The organism is Streptomyces yerevanensis (assembly GCF_000716805.1).
In the GTDB taxonomy this organism is placed as follows: domain Bacteria; phylum Actinomycetota; class Actinomycetes; order Streptomycetales; family Streptomycetaceae; genus Streptomyces; species Streptomyces flaveus.
Genome location: NZ_JNWJ01000001.1, coordinates 42,530 through 66,385 on the forward strand (window position 1 = coordinate 42,530; position 23,856 = coordinate 66,385).

The 23,856-nt window shown below is 70.5% G+C and carries 23 protein-coding genes and 1 riboswitch; of the genes, 12 read left to right on the forward strand and 11 right to left on the reverse strand.

All coding sequences use genetic code 11. The annotated features are described in order from the left end of the window. The first annotated feature begins 98 nt into the window (after positions 1–98). The 4 genes from OP79_RS00210 (at position 99) to OP79_RS00225 (ending at position 3,904) form a co-directional block, all read left to right on the forward strand. Positions 99–332 (forward strand): hypothetical protein, encoded by a 234-nt coding sequence (locus tag OP79_RS00210; RefSeq protein ID WP_033317784.1) that lies wholly within the window; start codon positions 99–101, stop codon positions 330–332. Between the two features lie 101 nt (positions 333–433). Beyond that, entirely contained in the window at positions 434–1,225 is a 792-nt protein-coding gene (locus OP79_RS00215; RefSeq protein WP_033317785.1) for an SURF1 family cytochrome oxidase biogenesis protein, read from the forward strand. Positions 1,226–1,287: 62 nt separating this feature from the next. Then, positions 1,288–3,144 (forward strand): glycoside hydrolase family 15 protein, encoded by a 1,857-nt coding sequence (locus OP79_RS00220; protein ID WP_281192989.1) that lies wholly within the window; start codon positions 1,288–1,290, stop codon positions 3,142–3,144. A 4-nt stretch (positions 3,145–3,148) separates the two neighbouring features. Next, positions 3,149–3,904 carry an SDR family oxidoreductase gene (locus OP79_RS00225; RefSeq protein WP_033317786.1) on the forward strand — a complete coding sequence of 252 codons (756 nt, stop codon included), beginning with the start codon at positions 3,149–3,151 and terminating at the stop codon, positions 3,902–3,904. A 52-nt stretch (positions 3,905–3,956) separates the two neighbouring features. On the opposite strand, the gene amaP is transcribed toward OP79_RS00225, so the two are convergent. Genes amaP through OP79_RS00250 form a run of 5 tightly spaced genes read right to left on the reverse strand, consistent with a single transcriptional unit; the run spans position 3,957 to position 6,384 of the window. Continuing rightward, entirely contained in the window at positions 3,957–4,535 is a 579-nt protein-coding gene (gene amaP, locus OP79_RS00230; protein ID WP_033317787.1) for an alkaline shock response membrane anchor protein AmaP, read from the reverse strand. Positions 4,536–4,541: 6 nt separating this feature from the next. Next, complete coding sequence (locus tag OP79_RS00235) at positions 4,542–5,222, reverse strand: DUF6286 domain-containing protein (protein WP_033317788.1); 681 nt, start codon at positions 5,220–5,222, stop codon at positions 4,542–4,544. Continuing rightward, entirely contained in the window at positions 5,219–5,647 is a 429-nt protein-coding gene (locus tag OP79_RS00240; protein ID WP_051744328.1) for an Asp23/Gls24 family envelope stress response protein, read from the reverse strand. Before OP79_RS00240 ends, OP79_RS00235 begins: the two co-directional genes overlap by 4 nt. A 5-nt stretch (positions 5,648–5,652) precedes the next feature. Beyond that, the gene (locus OP79_RS00245; protein WP_033317790.1) at positions 5,653–5,838 is read right to left on the reverse strand and encodes a hypothetical protein; all 186 of its coding nucleotides are present in this window, start codon (positions 5,836–5,838) and stop codon (positions 5,653–5,655) included. A 48-nt stretch (positions 5,839–5,886) separates the two neighbouring features. Next, a complete protein-coding gene (locus OP79_RS00250) occupies positions 5,887–6,384 on the reverse strand; it encodes an Asp23/Gls24 family envelope stress response protein (protein ID WP_033317791.1) in 498 nt (165 codons plus the stop codon). Between the two features lie 89 nt (positions 6,385–6,473). Here OP79_RS00250 and OP79_RS00255 point away from each other — a divergent pair, with 89 nt between their 5' ends. Beyond that, positions 6,474–7,238, forward strand: a complete 765-nt coding sequence (locus tag OP79_RS00255; protein ID WP_033317792.1) for a hypothetical protein — start codon at positions 6,474–6,476, stop codon at positions 7,236–7,238. Between the two features lie 72 nt (positions 7,239–7,310). Here OP79_RS00255 and OP79_RS00260 read toward each other — a convergent pair whose 3' ends face one another. The 3 genes from OP79_RS00260 to OP79_RS00270 form a co-directional block, all read right to left on the reverse strand. Next, positions 7,311–8,102, reverse strand: a complete 792-nt coding sequence (locus OP79_RS00260; protein ID WP_033317793.1) for an enoyl-CoA hydratase/isomerase family protein — start codon at positions 8,100–8,102, stop codon at positions 7,311–7,313. 131 nt (positions 8,103–8,233) lie between these two features. After that, positions 8,234–8,455 (reverse strand): helix-turn-helix domain-containing protein, encoded by a 222-nt coding sequence (locus OP79_RS00265; RefSeq protein WP_006123601.1) that lies wholly within the window; start codon positions 8,453–8,455, stop codon positions 8,234–8,236. A gap of 394 nt (positions 8,456–8,849) precedes the next feature. After that, a complete protein-coding gene (locus OP79_RS00270; protein ID WP_033317794.1) occupies positions 8,850–10,448 on the reverse strand; it encodes an ABC-F family ATP-binding cassette domain-containing protein in 1,599 nt (532 codons plus the stop codon). Between the two features lie 334 nt (positions 10,449–10,782). Between OP79_RS00270 and OP79_RS00275 the strand changes: the two genes are divergently transcribed. Continuing rightward, positions 10,783–11,196: a VOC family protein gene (locus OP79_RS00275; protein ID WP_033317795.1), complete on the forward strand. Its 414-nt coding sequence runs from the start codon at positions 10,783–10,785 to the stop codon at positions 11,194–11,196. 29 nt (positions 11,197–11,225) lie between these two features. Here OP79_RS00275 and OP79_RS00280 read toward each other — a convergent pair whose 3' ends face one another. From OP79_RS00280 to OP79_RS00290, 3 genes are all read right to left on the reverse strand, one after another. Next, a complete protein-coding gene (locus tag OP79_RS00280) occupies positions 11,226–12,629 on the reverse strand; it encodes a hypothetical protein (RefSeq protein WP_078491537.1) in 1,404 nt (467 codons plus the stop codon). A gap of 169 nt (positions 12,630–12,798) precedes the next feature. Next, positions 12,799–13,926, reverse strand: coding sequence for an alpha/beta hydrolase (locus OP79_RS00285; protein ID WP_033317797.1), 1,128 nt, complete (start codon positions 13,924–13,926; stop codon positions 12,799–12,801). Positions 13,927–13,999: 73 nt separating this feature from the next. Continuing rightward, positions 14,000–14,698 carry a class II aldolase/adducin family protein gene (locus OP79_RS00290; RefSeq protein WP_033317798.1) on the reverse strand — a complete coding sequence of 233 codons (699 nt, stop codon included), beginning with the start codon at positions 14,696–14,698 and terminating at the stop codon, positions 14,000–14,002. A 195-nt stretch (positions 14,699–14,893) separates the two neighbouring features. Between OP79_RS00290 and OP79_RS00295 the strand changes: the two genes are divergently transcribed. The 6 genes from OP79_RS00295 to cobN all read left to right on the forward strand — a co-directional run bounded on the left by OP79_RS00295 (position 14,894) and on the right by cobN (position 23,762). Beyond that, positions 14,894–15,655 carry a lysozyme gene (locus OP79_RS00295; RefSeq protein ID WP_033317799.1) on the forward strand — a complete coding sequence of 254 codons (762 nt, stop codon included), beginning with the start codon at positions 14,894–14,896 and terminating at the stop codon, positions 15,653–15,655. 188 nt (positions 15,656–15,843) lie between these two features. Further along, positions 15,844–17,058, forward strand: coding sequence for an inorganic phosphate transporter (locus OP79_RS00300; RefSeq protein WP_033317800.1), 1,215 nt, complete (start codon positions 15,844–15,846; stop codon positions 17,056–17,058). A 12-nt stretch (positions 17,059–17,070) separates the two neighbouring features. Next, the gene (locus OP79_RS00305; protein WP_033317801.1) at positions 17,071–17,292 is read left to right on the forward strand and encodes a hypothetical protein; all 222 of its coding nucleotides are present in this window, start codon (positions 17,071–17,073) and stop codon (positions 17,290–17,292) included. Between the two features lie 70 nt (positions 17,293–17,362). Then, positions 17,363–17,506: riboswitch (cobalamin riboswitch) on the forward strand. A 126-nt stretch (positions 17,507–17,632) separates the two neighbouring features. Beyond that, positions 17,633–18,604: a cobalamin biosynthesis protein gene (locus OP79_RS00310; protein WP_033317802.1), complete on the forward strand. Its 972-nt coding sequence runs from the start codon at positions 17,633–17,635 to the stop codon at positions 18,602–18,604. Then, a complete protein-coding gene (locus OP79_RS00315) occupies positions 18,601–20,112 on the forward strand; it encodes a cobyric acid synthase (RefSeq protein WP_033317803.1) in 1,512 nt (503 codons plus the stop codon). The genes OP79_RS00310 and OP79_RS00315 overlap by 4 nt, the downstream gene beginning before the upstream one ends. Then, complete coding sequence (gene cobN / locus OP79_RS00320; protein ID WP_033317804.1) at positions 20,109–23,762, forward strand: cobaltochelatase subunit CobN; 3,654 nt, start codon at positions 20,109–20,111, stop codon at positions 23,760–23,762. Before OP79_RS00315 ends, cobN begins: the two co-directional genes overlap by 4 nt. The last annotated feature ends 94 nt before the right edge of the window (positions 23,763–23,856 follow it).

Here is a 23,856-nt window from a genome sequence, read left to right on the forward strand (position 1 = left end):
TCTGTCCTAGCAGGCGTGACGGGGCGTACGGGTGATTGGCGGGCGACTCGCCCCGCGGCCGCTCGCCCGTGCCGTCGCGGCGGCCCACCCTGTGGCGCATGGCACGTTGTGAGGTCTGTGGAAACGACTACGGGATGTCCTTCGAGATTCATGCGCAGGGCGCGATTCACGTCTTCGACTGTTTCGCCTGCGCCATCCACCGTATGGCACCCATCTGCGAGCACTGTCGCGTCCAGATCATCGGCCAAGGGGTCGAGGTCGGAGGCCAGTGGTTCTGCGGAGCGCACTGCGCCCGCTCGGAGGGGAAGGTGGGGATCATCGACAAAGTGTGAGACGCCCTCGACACCGTCGCGCTCCTCCGGCGCACGATCGACACAGCCCTCGGCGGGACCCTCCCGTCGAGGGCCGATTCATGCGGGGTAACGTCAATGGGGTGTACCGCTTCCTGTTGTCCCGGCAGTGGGTGATCCTCACGCTGGCCGCCCTCCTCCTCATCCCCACGATGATCAGGCTGGGCATCTGGCAGATGCACCGCTACGAGGAGCGCACCGCCCGGAACCAGCTGGTCTCCGAGGCGCTGGGCGCGGAGCCGGTGCCCGTGGAGAAGCTCACCACCCCCGGACACACCGTCACCACCGACGAGCGGTACCGCAGCGTGACCGCGAAGGGCCGCTTCGACACCGACGACGAGGTCGTCGTCCGCCGCCGCACCAACTCCGACGACGAGGTGGGCTACCACGTCCTGACTCCCTTCGTCCTCGACGACGGCAAGGTCCTGCTCGTCAACCGGGGCTGGATCCCCGGGGCCCCGACCCAGACGGCGTTCCCCGAGATCCCCGCACCGCCCCGCGGCGAGATCACCGTCACCGGGCGGCTCATGCCCGACGAGACGACCGAGGCGAGCGGTATCAAGAACCTCGAGGGGCTGCCGGACCGGCAGATCATGCTGATCAACAGCGAGCAGGAGGCCCACCGTCTCGGCGAGCAGGTGCTCGGCGGCTTCATCGTGCAGACAGCACCCGCGCCGAAGGGCGACACCCCGGAGCTGATCGGCAGGCCCGGCGACGAGGACGCCGCGCTGAACTACGCGTACGCCATCCAGTGGTGGCTCTTCGCGGCGGGCGTCCCGGTGGGCTGGGTGATCCTGGTCCGCCGTGAGCGCCGGGACCGGGCGGAGGCCGCGGCGAAAGCGGAAGCGCCGGAGGCGACACCGGCCGCCGTATAGCCGTAACCGCCGACACGGCACCCGTCGGGATTGTCACCCGACGTCACGGGAACCCACCACCCGTGCACTCATCGAACGAGTCTGGCGCATCCGACGGGTCCGCCGAGCCCCGCGAAGCCGAGGAGGCGGACGAGGCCGTCCCCGCCATCGAGGACTATGCGCTGATCGGCGACCACCAGACCGCCGCCCTGATCGGGCGGGACGGGTCGATCGACTGGCTGTGCCTGCCCCGGTTCGACTCGGCGGCCTGCTTCGCGAAGCTGCTGGGGGGCGAGGAGAACGGTCACTGGAGGCTCGCGCCGAAGGGGGCGGAGGCCTGCACGCGGCGGGCGTACCGGCCTGAGTCGCTCGTGCTCGACACCGAGTGGGAGACCACCGAGGGGACGGTACGCGTCACCGACCTGATGCCGCAGCGCGACCGCGCCCCCGACGTCGTACGCGTCGTCGAGGGGCTCGAGGGCCGCGTGACCATGCGCAGCACGCTGCGACTGCGTTTCGACTACGGCTCGATCGTGCCGTGGATGCGCAAGTCGGACAGCCATCGGGTGGCCGTGGCGGGCCCGGACTCGGTGTGGCTGCGCAGCGAACCCAAGGTGCGTACCTGGGGCAAGGACTACGGCACGCACTCGGAGTTCACGGTCGCCGAGGGCGAGCAGGTCGCCTTCGTGATGACCTGGCACCCCTCGCACGAGCCGCGCCCCCCGCTCGTCGACCCGCACGAGGCGCTGGCCTCCAGCGTCGACGACTGGCGTGCGTGGGCGTCCCGCTGCCGTTACCGGGGCCCGCACCGGGATGCGGTCGTCCGCTCCCTGATCACCCTCAAGGCCCTCACGTACGCGCCGACCGGCGGCATCGTCGCGGCGCCCACCACCTCGCTCCCGGAGGAGATCGGCGGCGTCCGCAACTGGGACTACCGCCACTGCTGGCTGCGCGACTCCACACTCGCCCTGGGCGCACTGCTGGCCTGCGGCTACCACGAGGAGGCCGAGGCCTGGCGCGACTGGCTGCTGCGTGCGGCGGCGGGCGACCCGGCGGATCTGCAGATCATGTACGGGCTCGCGGGCGAGCGGCGGATCCCCGAGTACGAGGTGCCGTGGCTGCCCGGATTCCAGGGCTCGCGTCCGGTCCGGGTCGGCAACGACGCCGTACGTCAGCTGCAGCTCGACGTGTACGGCGAGGTCATCGACTCCCTGTCGCTGGCGCAGCGGGCGGGCCTGCCGGCCAAGCCGCACATGTGGCGTCTGCGGCAGGCCCTGATGGAGTTCCTGCGGTCGAACTGGCGCAGGCCCGACGAGGGGCTGTGGGAAGTCCGCGGCCCGCGCCGCCACTTCGTGCACTCGAAGATCATGGCGTGGGTGGCCGCGGACCGCACCATCCGCGCCATGGAGGACAACCCCGGCCTGCCCGGCGACCCGGACCACTGGCGCGCGATGCGCGACGAGGTGCACCGCGAGGTGTGCGAGCGCGGCTACGACCCGGAGCGGAACACCTTCACGCAGTTCTACGGCTCCCGCGAACTGGACGCCTCGCTGCTGCTCATCCCCCGTATCGGCTTTCTGCCGCCGGACGATCCGCGGGTGACCGGCACGATCGACGCGATCCGCGACGAGCTCGCACACGACGGCTTTCTGCGCAGGTACTCCTCGGAGCCGACGGTGATCGACGGGCTGCCGGGCCATGAGGGCGCGTTCCTGGTCTGCTCGTTCTGGCTGGCGGACGCGCTGCATCTGACGGGGCGTACGAAGGAGGCGCGCGAGCTGTTCGAGCGCCTGCTCGCGCTCTGCAATGACGTGGGGCTGCTGTCCGAGGAGTACGACCCGGTCGCGGGCCGTCAGCTCGGCAACTTCCCGCAGGCGTTCAGCCATATCGGTCTGGTGGGCACCGCCCTCACCCTGTTCGGCGAGGAGGGGGCAGGATAGGAGCATGGATCTTGGACTGAAGGACCGTGTCTACGTCGTCACCGGGGCCACCCGCGGCCTGGGCAACGCCTCCGCGCGGGAACTCCTCGCCGACGGCGCGAAAGTGATCATCACGGGCCGGGACGAGAAGAAGGTGGCCGAGGCCGCCGCGGCTCTCGGCCCGAACGCCCACGGAGTCGCCGTCGACAACGCCGACCCCACGGCCTCGGCGAGTCTGATGGCGGCGGCGCGCGAGCGCTTCGGCGGCTTCGACGGCATTCTGATCAGCGTCGGCGGCCCGGCGCCCGGCTCCGCCGCCGACAACACGGACGAGCAGTGGCAGTCGGCGTTCGAGTCCGTCTTCCTGGGCGCGGTCCGGCTGGCCCGTGCGGCTGCCGCGGAGCTGGTCGAGGGCGGTGTCATCGGCTTCGTGCTCTCCGGTTCGGTGCACGAGCCGATCCCGGGCCTGACCATCTCCAACGGCCTGCGCCCGGGTCTCGCGGGCTTCGCCAAGTCGCTCTCGGACGAGCTCGGCCCGCGCGGCATCCGCGTCGTGGGCCTGCTCCCGGCCCGGATCGACACGGATCGCGTGCGCGAGCTGGACGGCCTGTCCCCTGACCCGAAGGTCACACGGGCGGCCAACGAGGCGCGGATTCCGCTCCGGCGGTACGGCACCCCGGAGGAGTTCGGCCGCACGGCCGCCTTCCTCCTGTCACCGGCGGCGTCGTACCTCACGGGAATCATGCTGCCGGTGGACGGCGGGGCGCGACGCGGCTTCTAGGGGTACGGATTCCAGAGGTACGGAGTCCAGGGCTTCTGCTTGGCCTTCGTGCTCAAGTCACCCGTTCCGCCCGGTGCTTGACCCCGCGCAGGCGCACCTGCGCGGGCAGCGCGGCCAGGCCGGCGGAGTCCCTGGCGTGGGCGAGGGCCTGAGTCGTCAGGCGGTGCAGTGCGTCGCCGGGGTCGGCGTGCGGTTCGAGGAGCAGCTGGACCCGCGCCTGAGGGGTGCTGCGCCGGCCGGTCAGCGCCGCCTGTGCGCGCTGCACGCCGTCCAGTGCGCCCGCCTCACCGGCCAGTACGCCCTCCAGGGCCCGCCCGCGCAGCAGCGCCCCCTCGCCGTCGCCGGTGTCGACGAGTACCTCGGCGAGCCGGCGCCGCCGCAGCACCGCCGTCAGCCACCACACAGCGAGCAGCACGGCGACGGAGAGTACGGCGATGACGGTGGGCCACCACCAGCCGTCGTCCCGCCAGCGCGTACGGTCCGCATCGCTCAGCAGCACGTCCCGCTGCCCGTCGTGGACCCACCACGAGGGCGGGTCGAGGCCGAGGCCCACGGCGAGCACGGAGCCGCCGCCCACGACCAGGAGCAGGCCCGCGAGCCCCACCAGAACTCGGTTCACGATCTTCAGCACCGGCCGTCATCCCTTCCGGTTCTTGTTCGCCCGCGCGACATGCACCGACAGGGCGGGCCGCCGGGCCAGCCCGAGTCCCTTGATGCTCTCGGCGAGCGCGGTGTCCAAGTCGGCGCGTACGTCGTCGAGTTCACGGAAGTGCGACACCGCCCGCACATCGACCTTCCTGCGCCCCACCCGGACCCGTACCGAACGCACCCCGGAGACCTCCATGGCCCGGTCGCGCAACACCATGGCGGCGGCGCCCCGGTGCAGACCGGCCCGTACGTCGGCGTGCGGGCGGCGCATCGGCAGTACGTCCCGCAGGCCGGGCGTCACGGCGAGCACGAGCAGCCAGAGGCCGAGAGCGGCCGCGACCCCGGCGCCGACGAGCACCCAGGTGTCGTCGAGGGGCCGCTCGGCGAGCTCGCGGGCGAGGGATCTGCGCCATGCCATGGCGGGCCGGTCGAAGCGCACGGCGACGACGTCGTACAGCAGGAGGCCCGCGCCGGCCAGGACCAGCAGCGCGAGGATGCCCGCGGGGACCCGGCGCTTGGACCAGAAGCGGCCGTCCCCGTCGTCCGCGGCGTCGGAGGTGGGCAGCGGGTCGTACGCCGCCGCGGACGCGGACTGGCCGAGTTCGCTCTCGGCCGCCTTCTCGATGACAGGCAGCTGACGGGTGCTCTCGGAGCCCTGGGACTCGCTCATTGGGTCCTCCCCTGTGCCGCGCCGCGTGCCTGCGCGGAGTGCAGGCGCTCCACCTGGACGGCGACCTCGGACACCTCCATACCCGCCAGCATCCTTACCCGCTGGGTGACTTGGCGACGCACGGCGGCGCACTGGGCGCCGATGTCGGAGGGGTAGTCGAGTTCCAGGCCGATCCGGACACGGGCGGTGTCGATGGGGGTCCCCCCGCTCGAGCGAAGCCGAGAGTGGGGGCGGACAACGACGGTGGCGTGCGGCGGCCCGGCGTCCGGAGGCAGCACGTCCAGGGCCTCGCGCGCCGCCTGCGTGGCGATCTTCGAGACGACCCGGTCGGCGATGCGGAGCGCACCGCGCTCGGCAGGTGCGACGGTCCGGCCCGGGCTGCCGGGCCGGACCGTCGCACCTGCCGCGGCGAGCTCACCGGTCACGTGCGTCACCGCCGCCGGTCGCCGCGGGTACGGAAGAAGTCACCGACTTCCCAGTCGCCCTCCAGGAAGCGGCCGGCCACGAAGCCGACGGCGCCGAGGGCCGCCACGAGGAGGAAGGCACCGAACCCGCCGAAGTATCCGGCGAAGCCCAGCGCCATTCCGGCGATCATGCCGATCGCGGCCATGCTCATGCTGCGCTCCTCTGCGCATCAAAGGGGGCGGTAGTAAGGGGGGCTGTGCTACTGAAGCCGGGTCTCCGATTCCTCTTCTTCTTCCTCTTCCGGCAGTTTGACATCGCTGACCGCGATATTGACCTCGACGACTTCAAGGCCCGTCATCCGTTCGACGGCCGAGATGACGTTCTCGCGCACGGCGCCGGCGACGTCGGTGATCGAGACGCCGTAGTCGACGACGATCTCCAGGTCGAGCGCCGTCTGCACCTCTCCGACCTCGGCCTTCACGCCCCGGGTCACGGACTTCGCACCGCCCGGGACTCGGTCCCTCACCGCTCCGAAGGTGCGCGAGAGCCCGCTGCCCATCGCATGCACCCCGAGCACATCGCGGGCTGCGAGCCCGGCGATCTTCTCCACCACACCGTCCGCGATGGTGGTACGTCCCCGGGAGGCCGGGTCGCCTCCCCCGCGCTTGGTCACACTGGGCCTGCGGGGCTGTACATCCGGCGCCCCCTTCTCGCCCTCGGGGTTCTCCGTCCGGTTCCGCTGCGTCGTGTCGGTCATCGCCCTGCGTCCCTTCCGGCTTGTACTCCTTCCCTCACACTAAGTGTGGTCGCACGGCAGCGCAGCAGGTGATGCGGCAGTCTGGAGCGATGATGGCGGACCAGTGGACCCGGGCAGTACGACGTCAACTCGGCTTCGGCAGACTCCTGCCGCTGGGCGGGCCACAGGACGGTGCATGGCTGACAGAGTCGGCGGCGGAGCCGGTCCTGCGCCGAGCCGCGCGCCATGTGCCGGGCGTACACCTCGGCACGCTCCGGCTCGCGCTCGCCGACCCGGACCAGACGTACGTGGCCGCCGTGCCGCCTCCGCCCAGTGCCCTGCCGCCTGGGCCACTGCGGATCAGCGGCGAGTTCACAGCCACCCTCGTGACCGGCGAACCCCTCCCGACACTCGCGTTCCGCCTGCGCACGACCCTCGCCTCGGCGGCGACGGAGCGGCTCGGGCTGACGGTCACGGAGGTGGATCTACGGGTGACGGGGTTGCTGGAGGAGGGGGACGCGGGCGTTACGGAGGACGACGAGGCCGACGTACGCCGCGACGAGCCTGATGAGCCGCCACGCACCGCAGAGCCCGAGCCGGAACCGGACGGCGACGAGTCCCGAGTGGCTGCCGCCGCACTGGCCGTCCCGGGCGTGGCCCGCCTGACCGGCACATTCGGCGGTCTGGGCCGCGCGGTGCACATCGAGGAGCACGCCGGTGAGGCCGCTCTGCCGCGCCGTCACGTCCGCGTGGAGCTCGAGGTCCACGCGGACCGGCGAGCACTGGACGTGGCCCGCGAGGTCCGCGCGGCCGCGAGCGAGGTACTGCCGGACCATCCGTCGGTGGCGGTACTGGTCACAGGGGTGAGGGACTGAGCACGGGCCCAGTCAGGCGCGCCCCGTAAGGGGGGCGCGGGACTGTGACATATGCGGCCCCGCGCGGAGCGCTCAGTCGCCGACCCCGGCAAGATCCCGCAGCCGCCGCCCCTGCGCGGAGCGCTCCGCGACCCGCTGGTCCTCATACGTGCGGTCAACGGCACCCTGGAGCAGCGCCTTGGTCTCGACGAGGGCATCTCGCGGCGCGGCCAACAACGCCGCCCCAAGATCCCGTACCGCATCATCAAGCTGCCCCACAGGCACAGCAAGATTCGCAAGCCCGGTACTCACGGCCTCCTCGGCCGGCACGAACCGCCCCGTCGCGCAGATCTCCAGCGCACGGGCGTACCCGACCAGCCCCACCAGCGGATGCGTACCCGTGAGGTCGGGCACGAGCCCAAGACTGGTCTCCCGCATGGCGAACTGCACATCGTCCGCGACGACGCGCAGATCACAGGCGAGCGCAAGCTGGAAGCCCGCCCCAATGGCATGCCCCTGTACAGCGGCGATGGACACGATGTCGCTGCGCCGCCACCAGGTGAAACCCTCCTGGTACCCGGCGATCGTCGCGTCGAGCTCGGCGTCGGAACCGCGCGCGAGTTCGATGAACGACGGCTCGCCCTCGAACCCCTCGGGCGTGAACGCCTGCCGGTCGAGCCCCGCGGAGAAGGACTTGCCCTCCGCGCGCAGCACGACAACGCGAACGGTGCCCGGCAGCAGCCGCCCGGCCTCGGCCAGCGCCCTCCACAGAGCGGGGCTCTGCGCATTGCGCTTGGCCGGGTTGGTCAGCGTCACCGTGGCGATCGCCTCGTCGACGGTGAGCCGTACGCCGTCCTTGTCGAGTACCGGGTCGAGCGAAGCCATGGGGCGCCTCCGATGGGTGCGGTCAGAGTGGGTGTCTTACGAGGACACCCTTAAGTGACTGCACAGTAACCACCCGGTCCGTCACCGGACCGACCGGGTGGCCACCATCGGAGAACGAGAAGCGCCCGGCTTCAGGCCGACGCGGCCTTCTTACCGCGCGTCGCTCCGCCACGCCCTCGAAGCGTGACTCCCGACTCGCTGAGCATCCGGTGGACGAAGCCATACGAGCGGCCGGTCTCCTCGGCCAGTGCCCGGATGCTTGCACCGGAGTCGTACTTCTTCTTCAGGTCTGCCGCGAGCTTGTCGCGCGCGGCGCCGGTCACCCGGCTGCCCTTCTTCAGAGTCTCGGCCACCCGTGCCTCCTCATGGGAAGTGCGCTCTGGACTTCTCATGATCACCCCTCAAGAGCTTCCTGGCCACCCATTCGGCAAGGTCCGTGGACAAGCTTTGAGTCGCGGGAGGTCTTCCTCACGAGCGGAATCTTGGGTTCCGGGCGGCGATGTTCGTATGCCCGAACGAGTTCACGCGCGAAGGTCCAGGTCAGCGGAGCGTGGCGGCCGGTCATCTGCGGGCCGAGGGCCCGGCCGCGAAATCGATGTACGACACACCTCGGTACGAGGAGATCTCACACAGATGATGGATCACGGATGAGCCGAATGATCCATACGCAGTTGATCAGTCATTCGATCAAGCGCCACTGACCCTGCCCGGGCTTCCGGGGCAGGGTCCATGCGGGCCGCGCGGGGCTCAGGCGAGGGCGACGAGGTCCGCGTAGTCCGCGCCCCACAGGTCCTCGACGCCGTCGGGCAGCAGGATGATCCGCTCCGGCTGGAGCGCGTCGACCGCGCCCTCGTCGTGCGTGACGAGGACGACGGCGCCCTTGTAGGTGCGCAGGGCGCCGAGGATCTCCTCGCGGCTGGCCGGGTCGAGGTTGTTGGTCGGTTCGTCGAGGAGGAGGACGTTCGCGGACGACACCACGAGGGTGGCGAGCGCGAGGCGGGTCTTCTCGCCGCCGGAGAGGACCCGGGCCGGCTTGTCGACGTCGTCGCCGGAGAACAGGAAGGAGCCGAGCGTCTTGCGTACCTCGACGAGGTCGAGGTCGGGGTTCGCGGAGCGCATGTTCTCCAGCACCGTGCGGTCCGGGTCGAGGGTCTCGTGTTCCTGCGCGTAGTAGCCGAGCTTGAGGCCGTGGCCCTCGAGGACCTGGCCGGTGTCGGGCTTCTCCACACCGCCGAGAAGCCTCAACAGGGTTGTCTTTCCAGCGCCGTTGAGACCGAGGATGACGACGCGTGAGCCCTTGTCGATGGCCAGGTCGACGTCGGTGAAGATCTCCAGGGAGCCGTACGACTTCGACAGGCCCTCGGCGGTGAGCGGCGTCTTGCCGCAGGGCGCGGGCTCGGGGAAGCGGAGCTTTGCGACCTTGTCGGACTTGCGCTCGGCCTCCAGGCCGGCCAGCAGCTTGTCGGCACGGCGGGCCATGTTCTGCGCGGCGACGGTCTTGGTGGCCTTGGCGCGCATCTTGTCGGCCTGCGAGTGGAGGGCGGAGGCCTTCTTCTCGGCGTTCTGTCGCTCGCGCTTGCGGCGCTTCTCGTCGGCCTCGCGCTGCTGCTGGTACAGCTTCCAGCCCATGTTGTAGACGTCGATCTGGGAGCGGTTGGCGTCGAGGTAGAACACCTTGTTGACGACTGTGTCGACGAGTTCGACGTCGTGGGAGATCACGATGAAGCCGCCGCGGTAGGTCTTCAGGTAGTCGCGCAGCCAGACGATCGAGTCGGCGTCGAGGTGGTTCGTCGGCTCGTCGAGGAGCAGGGTGTCCGCGTCCGAGAAGAGGATGCGGGCCAGCTCGATACGCCGGCGCTGACCGCCGGAGAGCGTATGCAGGGGCTGGCCGAGCACCCGGTCCGGCAGGTTGAGCGCGGCGGCGATGGTGGCGGCCTCGGCCTCGGCGGAGTACCCGCCCTTGGTGAGGAACTCCGTCTCCTGGCGCTCGTACTGCCTGAGCGCCTTCTCGCGCGTGGCACCCGTGCCGTTGGCGATGCGCTGTTCGTTTTCGCGCATCTTGCGGATCAGGGTGTCCAGGCCGCGCGCGGACAGGATGCGGTCGCGGGCGAGCATGTCGAGGTCGCCGGTACGCGGGTCCTGCGGGAGGTAGCCGACCTCGCCGGAGCGGGTGACGGTGCCCGCGGCGGGCGTGCCCTCACCTGCGAGGACCTTGGTGAGCGTGGTCTTGCCCGCGCCGTTGCGGCCGACCAGGCCGATGCGGTCGCCCTTGGCGATACGGAAGGTGGCGGACTCGATGAGGATGCGGGCACCGGCACGCAGCTCGATACCGGAGGCGGAAATCACGGACAGACTCCAGGGCAGGGTCGATGACGGGGTGGGCGAATGAGGTGGTGCCGCACGTAGCGCGCCCTTGGAAGAGTGTGGCGGGCGACGGGCGGGGCGATCACGCCGTCTAATGCGCGAGGAGAATGGCCATGGGCCAAGTCTAACGGGGGCCCGCAACCAGATTTTCTGTGCGCGCATGTTCTACGTCACCTTTGCGGCCCGGCAGTTCGTTGCCCGAAGGTCTCCTCGGGGATTCCGGCTCGAAGGGCGTTGTCAGTGCCGGGTGCAAGACTGAGGAGCAGGTCACATTCAGCAGGTTCATCCGGCGACGAGGCGAGAGGAAGTGGTCGCCATGGCGGGCACGGTGGGCGGACGCCCGAGCATCTTTCCGACGCTGCTGTACGGGGACGCGAAGGCCGCGATCAGGCAGCTCACGGAGGCCTTCGGCTTCATCGAGGCGTCGGTGTACGAGGGCGAGGACGGCACAGTGCTGCACGCGGAGCTGGTGCAGGGCAACGGCGCGGTGATGCTCGGCTCCAGGGGCCGCGGCGGCCGTTTCGACGAGGCGATGAAGGGCTCGACGCACACCGGGGTGTATGTCGTCGTGGACGACATCGACGCACACCACCAGCGGGCCGTCGATCACGGGGCGGAGATCCTCATGCCCCCGACGGACCAGGACTACGGATCGCGGGACTACATGGCCCGTGACCTCGAGGGCAATATCTGGAGCTTCGGCACGTACGCCCCCGAGATACAGGCCTGACGCCCCGCCCGCCCCCTCGGCCGACGCTCTCAGTTGCCTCCGGTGTGCACCTGGAAGGCGGCGCGGCGTACGGCCCTGGCCAGGGCCGGGTCGGGGTGGGCGGCGGCGAGTGCCACCAGGACCTGCACGGTACGGGGGTGGCCGACGGCACGGACCTCGTCGAGGAGCGCGGGCACGGTGGGCTGCACCGCGGACTCCAAGTGCCGTACGAGAAGCGGGGCTTCACCGTGGTCGGCGACGGCCGCGGCGGTGTCCACCCACAGCCAGGTGGCCTCTTCGCGGGTGAGGATCTCGTGGGCGTCCTCGGGGTCGTGACCGTCGTGCACGGCGAGCCACAGCAGGGCGTACGGGCGCAGGTGGACCTCGTCGGCGACGGCGCGTACGTCCTGCTCGGCGGGGGCGCCGACGACGCGCAGCGCTTCGAAGGCGAGCCCGCGCAGCAGGGCGTCCTCGCCACGGGCGGCGTCGAGGAGTTCGGTGACGGCGCTGCCGACGGGACGGGCGGCGAGCCAGGCGCGGTACTCGGCACGGGCCGCGTTGGGACGCAGCTGGGCGCAGCCGCGGAGCATGTCCTCGGCCGGCTGCTCGATGTTCCCGGCGGGGCTCTGCGCGGCGACGCAGATCTGTTCCAGCTTGACCCACACCGCCCAACTGCCCAGCGGGGTGAGCGTGGCCTGGCCGTCTGCGCAGGTGAGGGCGCCCACGGAGGCGATGGCGCTCAGGGCCCAGTCGAGGAGGGGGGCGAGAGGGGTGTCCTGTGCCGGTTCCTCCACCGGCTCGGGCTGCGGCCCGTACGGGATCTCGCAGCGCTCGGTGCGCAGTTCCGTGACGCGCTGTTCGAGCAGGTCGAGGAGTTGGGTGACGGGGACGGGGCCGGCCGAGAGCTGGAGGAAGGAGAGCACTTGGGGCATCGCGGAGACGACCTCGGCGACGACCGCGTGTTCCTGGTCCTCGGGCTCCGGGCAGGCGAGCGACCAGGCGTCGAAGAGGGCGACCCAGCCGCGCAGTACGGCGCTGTCGTCGCGGTTCCAGGCGCGCAGCCGCCAGCCGGGGCGCGCGCTGTCGCCGTGTACCTCGATGAGGCCCGCGAGACGTGCGGTGTCCCAGTCCGCGCGGACCTGAGCCGGAGTCAGGGCCAGGTCGTCGGCGGCCCGTTGGGCGGACGCCTCGGAGAGCGTGCCCGTGCCGTCGGGGGTCGTGCCGTCGCGGTCCCGGCCAGGGCTCAGCGCGGCGTCGGCCCATCGGGCGACACGGGCCGCGCCGGCGAGCTGGGCGCGCGCCATACGGGCCAGTTCCGCGGGCGCCGGGGTGCCCTCGGGCGGGCGCGGTGCGGGTCGGCGCGCAGGCCGCTGGTTCATCGCTCGGGGTGCGGCGGCCAGGGGTCGTGAGCGGACGAGTCGGAGCCTGGAGTCGCGCGGGATACGGGACGTCACGGGGGCAGTCTTCCGGTTGACGGTCCGAAAACCCAAACGGAACGGCTCAGGGGCCGACAGGGGAGCCCGGCGCACCGGGCCCCACGAGCGCCCGCAGGACCAGAACCGCCAGGTGCTTCGGGGGCAACCGGAAGCCGAGAAGGATCAAGGATGGAGGGGGAGGCGAGGGCTACATCAGCGGAGTGAGGAAACGTCGCAGGGCCTCTTCGTAACCGGCCGGGTCGGCGTTCCACATGGCGCCGTGCGGGGCGTTCCGGACGGTGTGCAGGGTGACCAGGTCGGGGCGGCGGTCGGCGAGGCGGCGGGAGTGCGCCCAGGGGGCGACCGCGTCGTCCGGGCCGTGCAGGACGAGGACCGGCACCTTGAGCAGGTCGGGATCGGCCGCACCCTGGACCCGGTCTCCGTGCAGGCCCGTACGGCCCTGGGCGGCGCGGACGGCCAGCGGCAGCAGGGCACCGGGCGTGCGGCGGGCCGCGGCGAGGGCGCGCAGCGTGTCCTCCCAGCTGAGGACGGGCGAGTCCAGCACGAGCCCGGAGATCCGGTCGCGCAGCGCGGAGTGCGCGGCGGCGCGCACCGCCATGGTGGCGCCGGTGGACCAGCCGTACAGGATGACCTGTTCGGCGCCGGAGCGCACGGCGTAGCGGATCGCCGCGTCGAGGTCGGACCACTCCGTCTCGCCGAGGTGGCTCAGGCCGTCCGGTGGGCGGGGTGCGCCGAGGTCGCCGCGATAGGCGAGGTCGAGGACGGGGAAGCGGAGGCGGTGCAGCAACTCCATGACGTTCATGGGGTGTTCACGGGTGGCGCCCAGACCGTGCACGGTGATCACCCAGGGCTCGCGGGCGCCGGGGACGAACCAGGCGGGCAGGGCGCCGAGTTCGCCGGGGATGTCGACGTCGGTGTGGTCGAGGCCGAGCGCGGTGCTCGGGTCGCCGATGTGCACGTTCGGGGTGAACCACACCTTGTCGCCGGGTTCCAGCGTGCCGTGGGTGACGCGTTCCAGTCGGCGTACGACCGTGTCGGCGGGGTGCGGGGCGGACTGAAGGACCGTACCGATGACGGCATGGCTCCCGTCGCCGCTCAGGCCGTACCTGCCCGGCCGCAGGGAGGCGAGAGCCCGGGTGAGCGTGATCTGTCCGGCGGCTGTGGCGTGCACGGTGAGCCGGGGTTCGGTGGGCAGCGGTCTGTCCGGCGACGCCCTCAGGGCGGCGTCGCTCGCGAAGCGGCCGGCCGCGACGGTGGCGGCTCCGGCGGCCAGAGCGGCGGTGACGGCCGCGGCCGTCACTTTCACGGTGCGCACGGGTCCAGTCTCCCGACGGAGTGCGCCGTCGGCCACCCGAAGGGGCTCGTGAAAAGTACGGGCCGGGGGACGGTTACGGCTGGCCGTACCCCTTCAACCGCTCCCCCACTTCCGCCACCTGCTCCGGGCTCAGCAGCGACGGCGAGTGGCCCGGAAGCGACGACGCCGTCAGCCACAGGCGGCACATCCACTCCAACTGGGCCGTACGGTCGTAGGCCTGGAGGAGGGTGGTGCCGTAGGTGAGGGTGCCGTGGTTCTGGAGGAGGCAGGCCGTGCGGTTCCGCAGCGCCCGGAGCATGTTCTCGGCCAACTTTTCCGTGCCGTAGGTCGCGTAGGGGGCGACGCGGACGGGGCCGCCGAGCGCGGCGGCCATGTAGTGGATGAGCGGCAGTTCGGAAACGAGTGTGGAGACGGCCGTGGAGTGCACGGCATGGGTGTGGACGACGGCGCGGGCGTCGGTGGCGCGGTAGACCGCCAGATGCATGGGCAGTTCGCTGGTCGGAACGAGTGAACCGAGCACCTGCCGGCCGTCGAGACCGACCCCGCAGACGTCCTCGGGCCCGAGTTCGTCGTACGGGACTCCGGTCGGCGTGACCAGGACGGTGTCCCCGACCCGGACCGACACATTGCCCGACGTACCGACGACCAGCCCCTCGGACACCGTCCGGCGAGCCGTCGCCACGAGCTCGCGCCAGGCCCGTTCCGTCGCGTCCCGCGCACCCTGCCCCGCCACGTCCCGCCCGTCGCTCACGTCCCACCGCTGTTCGGCCATGCCACGATCCTGCCAGCCGCGCACGCCGGCCCGGCGCGGGCGAGGGCACTTTAGGGCGGAACACGCACCTCCGAAAGGGCGCATATACGAACAGAACGCCCGCCCGGATCAATTGGCCGATGACCGACGGAGTTTCAGGGATCTTCCAATAACCTCGGGGAGATTTGTCGTGCACGCCGCCATTCCGGGGGAAATATGGCCCGTGATCGCAAACCGTCCCGAAGTCGCCAACTGTCCCGAAGTCGCCACGCCCGCTTCACCGTGCTCTCCGTGGCGACACTGACCATCGGCACAACCGCCCTCGTCGAGATGCCGGTCTCGGCAGCCGCCAAGCCCAAGGGGCACGACGTCTCCTCGCACCAGAAGAGCGTCAACTGGCCGAAGGCGAAGAGCAAAGGCGCCAGGTTCGTCTACGTGAAGGCGACCGAGTCCCACACGTACCGCAATCCCTATTACGGCCAGCAGTACCACGGCGCACGCAACGCGGGCCTAGTCCGCGGGGCGTACCACTTCGCACTGCCGCACAAGTCGTCGGGCAAGACTCAGGCGGCGTACTTCGTACGCAACGGAGGCGGCTGGCGGGCGGACGGCTGGACGCTGCCGCCCGCGCTCGACATCGAATACAACCCGTACGGCAAGAAGAAGTGCTACGGACTGAGCAAGGCCAGGATGGTCGGCTGGATCAAGTCGTTCAGCAACGAGGTGAAGCGGCAGACCGGCCGCCGCCCGGTGATCTACACCAACTACAACTGGTGGAAGATGTGCACCGGCAACAGCTCCGCGTTCGCCTCGAACCACGCGCTCTGGCTGGCCCGCTACAGCTCGTCGGCGGGGCCGCTGCCTGCGGGGTGGAGGACATGGACGTTCTGGCAGTACGACAACGGCGGGAGCCTGCCGGGTGACCAGAATCTCTTCAACGGGTCCATGAGCCGGCTCAAGAAGTTCGCGAAGGGCTAGAAGCAAGGGCTAGCGGAGCCCAGTACTCCGCCTCAGTTCGACTCCCACGTCACCCCTCCGGTATATCCGGAGGGGTGACGCCTCGTTTTGGTACACCTCACGGTCCTGCCAAGTTCATCTTCCGTTCATCCAGGTTGCCTACGGTCCACAGACCGATGACGTCCGATAGAAGACCGGGTAACGGGTAAATGGAGAACTTCTCGCTGATCCTCGCGATAGTGGTGGTCACTGCCCTCGCGTTCGATTTCACGAACGGTTTCCACGACACTGCCAACGCGATGGCCACCACCATCTCGACCGGCGCCATGAAGCCCAAGGCCGCCGTGGCCATGTCCGCCGTACTCAACCTCGTCGGCGCGTTCCTCTCCGTGGAGGTCGCCAACACGATCTCCAAGGGCCTGGTCAACGAAGACGGCATACAACCCGAGGTGATCTTCGCCGCGCTCGTCGGCGCCATCCTCTGGAACCTGCTGACCTGGCTCGTCGGCCTGCCGTCCAGTTCCTCGCACGCCCTCATGGGCGGCCTGATCGGCGCCACCATCGCCTCGGCGGGCGCCGGCGCGGTGCACGGCGACGTCCTCGTCACCAAGGTGCTGATCCCCGCGATCGCCGCCCCGCTGGTCGCGGGCCTCGCCGCGATGCTCGCCTCCCGGCTGACGTACAAGCTCGGCAAGAACGCGAACGGCGAAGCCGCCAAGAAGGGCTACCGCACAGGTCAGATCGCCTCCGCCGGACTCGTTTCGCTGGCCCACGGCACCAACGACGCGCAGAAGACCATGGGCATCATCACCCTCGCCCTGGTCGCCGGCGGCGCCGTCGCCCCGGACTCGGACCCCCCGACCTGGGTGATCCTCTCCGCCGGTCTCGCGATCGCGCTCGGCACCTACCTGGGCGGCTGGCGCATCATCCGCACGATGGGCAAGGGCCTGACCGACCTTCAGCCGCAGCAGGGCTTCGCCGCCCAGACCAGCGCGGCCACGGTCATCCTGGCCTCCTCGCACCTCGGCTTCTCCCTGTCCACCACGCACTCGGTCTCCGGCTCGGTGATGGGCGCGGGCCTCGGCCGCAAGGGCGGTGTGGTGCGCTGGTCCACCGCCACCCGGATGTTCGTCGCCTGGGGCCTGACGCTGCCGGCCGCGGCTCTGGTCGCCGCGATCGCGGAGTACGTGACCTCCTTCGGCACTTGGGGCACCGCGTTCGTCGCCGTCTTCCTGGTCGCGTCCAGCGCCGCGATCTGGGTGGTCTCCCGCCGCCAGGTGATCGACCACACGAACGTCAACGACACCAACGGCACAGAGGAACCCGCCGACGTGGTGACCACGGCCATCACCGCCGTCACCCCGCCCCCGACGGGCACCGTCGAAGAGCCGGACACCGAGCCCGCCCCTACCGCCACGGTCTAAGGAACGAACAGCATGAAGATCGATTGGGCAGCCCTCGGCTCCGTCTTCGGAGTCAGCCTCATCGTCACCGTCGCCCTCGTGGGCCTCTTCACCCTCGGCATCGCCGGCCTCTCCAAGCGCGAGTCGGCGTCCGCCCAGGGCAACTCCGCGGCCCTCGCGACGACCGGCGCGTACGCCTGCTTCACGGCATGCACGGCGGCGGTGGCGTACGGGATCTATCTGATCGTGGCCTGACGTCCCGCACGCCACCCGCCTGTGTGGGCCTTCGCACACTCTCCCTTCGCAGGTCAGCGGCAAGTTGACGGCTGCTGATGGGCGTGGTGGACTGCCCGAGCCAAGTACGGCGGCAGAAGAGGAAGCCGGTGTGAGTCCGGCGCGGTCCCGCCACTGTCACCGGGGAAGTAACTCCCCGGGAGCCAGGAACTCTCGCCGTCGGTCTCGTCGAACCAGGGCGCGGACACCCTGAGTGAGGACATAACGCCATGCGCGGCTGCCTGTTGCGGATCAGTTTGCCGAGTACGAGGGATTCGAGGGCCCCAAGGGTTCTGCCTGACGTAGCGACAGGCTGACCCCCATGCGTGCCGATCGCGTTTTCGCGTACGGCGCCGCCGCCGGCCTCCTCGGTGACCAACTCCTCGGCGATCCGCGCCGTGGACATCCGGTCGCCGCGTTCGGGCGGGCCGCGGGCGCCGTGGAACGGGTGTTGTGGCGGGACCACCGTGGGTGGGGCGCGCTGCACACCGCCGTGTGCGTAGGCGGTGCCGTATCCCTCGCGGCCCTCGCCGCCACTTCCGTACGTACGTCCCGTGCCGCCTCCGTCGCGCTGACCGCCGCCGCCACCTGGACCGTGGTCGGCGGGACTTCGCTCGGCCGCGAGGCCCGGGCCATCGGCGAGGCACTCGCCGCAGGGGACATCGAGATGGCCCGGGAACGGCTGCCGCACCTGTGCGGACGGGACCCCCAGGCGCTGGACGCCGACGGGATCGCCCGGGCCGTCGTCGAGTCCGTCGCCGAGAACACCTCCGACGCGGTGGTCGGCGCGCTCGTGTGGGGCGCCGTGGCAGGTGTGCCGGGACTCGTCGGCTTCCGGGCCGTCAACACGCTGGACGCCATGGTCGGGCACAGGTCGTCCAAGTACCGGCGCTACGGCTGGGCTTCCGCGCGGCTCGACGACGTGGCGGGCTGGCCGGGCGCCCGGTTGACCGCCGTGCTCGCGACCGTCGCGGGCAGCGATCCACGCGGGGCCGTACGCGCCTGGCGCGCCGACGCCACCCGGCACCCGAGCCCCAACGCCGGGCCCGTCGAGGCCTCGTTCGCGGGAGCGTTGGGAGTACGGCTGGGCGGAACGCTGTCGTACGGCGGGCGAGTCGAGCACCGTCCGGTACTCAACGGCGAGGGGCGGGCCGTGCGGGTCGACGACATCGAGCGGGCCGTGCGGCTCTCGCGGCGCGTGAGCCGGCTCGCACTCGGTGCGACCGTCGCCGGGCGACTCGTCACGAGACGGCTCCTCACCAGACGACTCGACACAAAGGGGCGTACGTCATGAGCGGCGGCGGGCTGCTCGTCGCCGGGACCACCTCCGACGCGGGCAAGAGCGTGGTCACCGCCGGGATCTGCCGGTGGCTGGTTCGCCAGGGGGTGAAAGTCGCTCCCTTCAAGGCGCAGAACATGTCCCTCAATTCATTCGTCACACGCGAGGGCGCCGAGATCGGGCGCGCGCAGGCCATGCAGGCACAAGCCGCACGCGTCGAGCCGACGGCGCTCATGAACCCCGTACTGCTGAAGCCGGGCAGCGACCGCAGCAGCCAGGTCGTGCTGATGGGCAAACCGGTGGGCGAGTTGAGCGCGCGCGGCTATCACGGGGGCAGGCAGGAGAGGCTTCTCGGGACCGTGTTGGACTGCCTGGCCGAGTTGCGGGGCACGTATGACGCGGTGATCTGTGAGGGGGCGGGCAGTCCCGCCGAGATCAATCTGCGGCGGACCGACATCGTGAACATGGGGATCGCCAGGAATGCCCGGCTCCCTGTGCTGGTGGTCGGTGACATCGATCGTGGCGGGGTCTTCGCGTCGTTCTTCGGGACGGTCGCTCTGCTGTCGCAGGAGGATCAGGAACTCGTCGCCGGGTTCCTGGTCAACAAGTTCCGCGGCGATGTGTCGCTGCTGGAGCCGGGGTTGGACATGCTTTACGGCCTCACCGGGCGCTCGACATACGGTGTGCTCCCCTTCCAGCACGGGCTCGGCATCGACGAGGAGGACGGACTGCGGGTGTCGTTGCGGGGCACGGTGCGCGAGTCCGTGGTCGCTCCGCCCGTCGGCGAGGACGTCCTACGGGTCGCCGTCTGTGCGATCCCCCTCATGTCCAACTTCACCGACGTGGACGCGTTGGCCGCCGAACCGGGCGTCGTGGTGCGGTTCGTGGACCGCCCCGAGGAGTTGGCCGACGCCGACCTCGTGGTGATCCCGGGGACCCGCGGGACGGTGCGGGCCCTGGAGTGGCTGCGGGAGCGCGGCCTCGCGGACGCGCTGATGCGCAGAGCCGCTGAGGGGCGGCCCGTCCTCGGGATCTGCGGCGGCTTCCAGGTGCTCGGCGAGCACATCGAGGACGAGGTCGAGTCACGCGCGGGCCATGTCGACGGACTCGGACTGCTCCCCGTACGCGTGCGGTTCGCTCGCGAGAAGACCCTTACGCGGCCCGTCGGCGAGGCGCTCGGCGAGCACGTCGAGGGGTACGAGATCCATCACGGCGTCGCCGAAGTCACCGGCGGAGTCCCCTTCTTGGACGGCTGCCGGGTCGGCGAGATCTGGGGCACGCACTGGCACGGCTCACTGGAGTCGGACGGTTTCCGGCGGGCCTTCCTGCGCGAGGTGGCGGCCGCCGCGGGCCGCCGTTTCGTACCGGCCGCCGACACCTCGTTCGCCGCGCTGCGCGAGGAACAGCTCGACCGGCTCGGCGATCTGATCGAGAACCACGCGGACACGGACGCGCTGTGGCGACTCATCGAGTCGGGCGCGCCATCAGGACTGCCCTTCATTCCACCGGGAGCGCCCGCATGAGCACAGTGCTGTTGTTGTCGACCGCCGATACGGATCTGCTGGCGGCCCGGGCCGCTTCCGGCGCCTCGTACCGGATCGGCAATCCGACCCGGGTGGATGTGGCGGAGGAGCTGCCCGCGCTCGTCGAGGGCGCGGACATCGCCGTCGTACGCCTGCTGGGTGGCAAACGCGCCTGGGAGGACGGGCTCGCGGCGTTGAAGACGTCCGGGATCCCGACGGTTCTGCTCGGCGGGGAGACTGTCCCCGACGCGGAGTTGATGGCCGAGTCATCGGTACCGGCCGGTGTCGTGGCGGAGGCGCTGCGGTACCTCGTGGAGGGCGGCCCCGGAAACCTCGCCGAACTGGCCCGCTTCCTCTCCGACACCGTGCTGCTCACGGGCGAAGGCTTCGAAGAACCGCGGAAGATGGCCGAGTACGGAGTCCACGGCGAGCGTCCGTACGCCGACGGCCGCCCGACCATCGGCGTGCTCTTCTACCGGGCCCATGAACTGTCCGGCAACACCGCCTTCGTGGACACCCTGTGCAACGCGATCGAGGCGCGCGGCGCCAACGCCCTTCCCGTGTACTGCGGTTCGCTGCGCGGCGCCGACGATGGCCTGTACGAGATCCTCGGGAAGGCCGACGCGCTGGTCGCCACCGTGCTCGCGGCGGGAGGCACACACGCCTCGCAGGCCTCGGCGGGCGGTGACGAGGAGGCCTGGGACATCGGGGCGCTGGCGGACCTCAACATCCCTGTGCTGCAAGGGCTTTGCCTGACGTCTTCGAAGCAGGCGTGGGATGAGTCCGATGCCGCCCTCTCTCCCATGGACGCGGCGATGCAGGTCGCGATCCCGGAGTTCGACGGGCGGATCATCACGGTCCCGTTCTCCTTCAAGGAGCAGGGCCCTGACGACGTACCGGTGTACGTCGCCGATCCGGAACGGGCCGGGCGGGTGGCCGGAATCGCCGTACGGCACGCGCAGTTGAAGCACAAGCCGAACGACGAGAAGAAGCTCGCGCTCGTCTTCACCGCCTACCCGACGAAGCACTCACGCGTCGGGAACGCGGTGGGGCTCGACACCCCGGCTTCAGCGGTACGGGTCCTTGACGCACTGCGGGACGCTGGATACAGGGTCACCGAATACCCGTCCGGCGGCGACGAGTTGATCCACCGGCTCATCGCGGCCGGCGGTCACGACGTCGAGTGGCTGACGGAGGATCAGCTGGCCGCCGCGCCGGCGCGCGTACCGCTCGCCGACTACCAGGCGTGGTTCGACAAGCTCGACCCCGCGCTGCGGGAAGGGATGCTGGAGGCGTGGGGGGAGCCGCCAGGGTCGTTGTACGTCGACGGGGACGACATCGTGCTGGCCTCCCTCCAGTTCGGGAACGTCGTGGTCATGATCCAGCCGCCGCGCGGTTTCGGCGAGAACCCGATCGCGATCTACCACGACCCGGACATGCCGCCGTCGCACCACTACATGGCGGCGTACCGGTGGCTGGAAAACAGCTTTGGCGCGGATGCGATCGTGCACATGGGCAAGCACGGCACGATGGAGTGGCTGCCGGGCAAGGGGCTTGGGCTGAGCGTGGGTTGCGCGCCGGACGCGGTGCTCGGCGACCTGCCGCTGATCTATCCCTTCATCGTCAACGACCCCGGCGAGGGCACCCAGGCCAAGCGCCGCGGTCACGCCACGGTCGTCGACCACCTGGTACCGCCGATGGCGCGCGCGGACACGTACGGGGATCTAGCGAAGCTGGAGCAGCTCCTGGACGAGTACGCCCTCGTGTCCGACCTGGACCCGACGAAGGCGCCGGCGGTACGCGCGCAGATCTGGACGCTGGTCAAGGCGGCCGAGCTGCACCACGACCTGCACGTGGACGATCAGCCGGACGACGACGCGTTCGACGAGTTCGTCATGCACATCGATGGCTACCTGTGCGAGATCAAGGACGTGCAGATCCGGGACGGGCTGCACATCCTGGGCGGGGGGCCGGAGGGCGAGCCGCGCGTCAATCTCGTACTCGCCGTGCTGCGGGCCTCCCAGGTGTGGGGCGGCGCCGCGAACGCGCTGCCGGGCCTGCGCGCCTCGTTCGCCTCTCATTTCGGGCTGGTCGAGAAGGAGTTGCTCGCCGAGCCGGGCACGCCGCTGAAGGTGCCGGCCGAGCTGACCGACCTCGTCGAAGGACCGTCACGCACGGCTGCGGACGCGATCGACCTCCTGGAGATCCTGTGCCGCCAGGTCGCGGAGGGCATGGAAGAGCGCGGCTGGGACGTCACGGCCGTCCCCGCTCTCGTACGCGAGGTCGTCGGCTCCGAACTCCCGGACGCAGTAGCGGTGTTGGAGTTCGCGTGCCGTGAGGTCGTGCCGCGCCTCGCCCGTACGACGGACGAGATCGACCACATCCTCCGGGCCCTGGACGGCGGTTACGTCCCGGCTGGGCCGTCGGGTTCGCCTACGCGCGGGCTCGTGAACGTCCTGCCGACCGGCCGCAACTTCTACTCGGTCGACCCCAAGGCCATTCCTTCGAGGCTGAGTTGGGAGGTCGGGCAGTCGCTGGCGGACTCGCTGGTCCAGCGGTATCTGGCCGACACCGGTGAGTACCCGAAGTCGGTCGGCCTGACGGTCTGGGGTACGTCCGCGATGCGCACCCAGGGCGATGACATCGCGGAGATCCTGGCGCTGCTGGGCTGCCGGCCGGTGTGGGACGACGCGTCGCGGCGGGTGACGGGCTTCGAGGTGGTTCCGGTGGAGGAACTGGGCCGGCCGCGGATTGACGTCACGGTCCGTATCTCCGGGTTCTTCCGGGATGCGTTTCCGCATGTGGTGGGGCTGATTGACGATGCGGTTCGGGCGGTGGCGGAGCTTGATGAGCCCGCGGAGAGCAACTTCGTGCGGGCGCATGTGGAGGAGGACGCCGCTGAGCATGGGGATCGACGGCGGGCTACGGCTCGTATTTTCGGGTCGAAGCCGGGGGCTTATGGGGCGGGGTTGCTGCCGTTGATCGATGCGCGGAACTGGCGGTCTGATGCCGATCTCGCCGAGGTGTACGCGGTGTGGGGCGGTTATGCGTATGGGCGCGGGCTGGAGGGGCGGGCGGCGCGCGGGGACATGGAGACGGCGTTCAAGCGGATCGCGGTGGCGGCGAAAAATGTCGACACCAGAGAACATGATCTTGTCGACGCGGACGACTATTTCCAGTACCACGGCGGGATGGTCGCCATGGTGCGGCATCTGACGGGGGCCAGCCCGGAAGCGTATGTGGGCGACTCGGCCGTACCCGACCAGGTGAAGACACGGACCCTCGGCGAGGAGACGCATCGGGTGTTCCGGGCCCGGGTCGTCAACCCGCGCTGGATGGCTGCGATGCGCAGGCATGGCTACAAGGGTGCTTTCGAGATGGCCGCGACCGTCGACTACCTCTTCGGGTACGACGCCACGGCCGGGGTTGTAGACGACTGGATGTACGAGAAGCTCGCGTCCGAGTACGTGTTCTCGCAGGAAAACCAGGACTTCATGCGGAAGTCCAATCCGTGGGCACTGCGCGGCATCACCGAACGTCTACTGGAGGCGGCAGAGCGCGGGCTGTGGGCGGAGCCGGACCAGGAGACCCTGGACCGGCTCCGGCAGACCTACCTCGAGCTCGAGGGCGATCTGGAGGGAGACGAGTGATCTCCCTGGGAACCCCCGTGTCGGCGGAGACAACCTGGCGCTTCCGCAACGCCGTCGGCGTAATCCAGGACCACCCCCGCGTCGGCGGGGACCA

Coding starts and splice junctions, on each gene's coding strand:
- OP79_RS00210 (WP_033317784.1), top strand. CDS start 99: ATGGCACGTTGTGAGGTCTGTGGAAACGACTACGGGATGTCCTTCGAG.
- OP79_RS00225 (WP_033317786.1), top strand. CDS start 3,149: ATGGATCTTGGACTGAAGGACCGTGTCTACGTCGTCACCGGGGCCACC.
- OP79_RS00235 (WP_033317788.1), bottom strand. CDS start 5,222: ATGAGCGAGTCCCAGGGCTCCGAGAGCACCCGTCAGCTGCCTGTCATC.
- OP79_RS00245 (WP_033317790.1), bottom strand. CDS start 5,838: ATGAGCATGGCCGCGATCGGCATGATCGCCGGAATGGCGCTGGGCTTC.
- OP79_RS00250 (WP_033317791.1), bottom strand. CDS start 6,384: ATGACCGACACGACGCAGCGGAACCGGACGGAGAACCCCGAGGGCGAG.
- OP79_RS00255 (WP_033317792.1), top strand. CDS start 6,474: ATGATGGCGGACCAGTGGACCCGGGCAGTACGACGTCAACTCGGCTTC.
- OP79_RS00260 (WP_033317793.1), bottom strand. CDS start 8,102: ATGGCTTCGCTCGACCCGGTACTCGACAAGGACGGCGTACGGCTCACC.
- OP79_RS00275 (WP_033317795.1), top strand. CDS start 10,783: ATGGCGGGCACGGTGGGCGGACGCCCGAGCATCTTTCCGACGCTGCTG.
- OP79_RS00290 (WP_033317798.1), bottom strand. CDS start 14,698: ATGGCCGAACAGCGGTGGGACGTGAGCGACGGGCGGGACGTGGCGGGG.
- OP79_RS00295 (WP_033317799.1), top strand. CDS start 14,894: ATGGCCCGTGATCGCAAACCGTCCCGAAGTCGCCAACTGTCCCGAAGT.
- OP79_RS00300 (WP_033317800.1), top strand. CDS start 15,844: ATGGAGAACTTCTCGCTGATCCTCGCGATAGTGGTGGTCACTGCCCTC.
- OP79_RS00305 (WP_033317801.1), top strand. CDS start 17,071: ATGAAGATCGATTGGGCAGCCCTCGGCTCCGTCTTCGGAGTCAGCCTC.
- OP79_RS00310 (WP_033317802.1), top strand. CDS start 17,633: ATGCGTGCCGATCGCGTTTTCGCGTACGGCGCCGCCGCCGGCCTCCTC.
- OP79_RS00315 (WP_033317803.1), top strand. CDS start 18,601: ATGAGCGGCGGCGGGCTGCTCGTCGCCGGGACCACCTCCGACGCGGGC.
- cobN (WP_033317804.1), top strand. CDS start 20,109: ATGAGCACAGTGCTGTTGTTGTCGACCGCCGATACGGATCTGCTGGCG.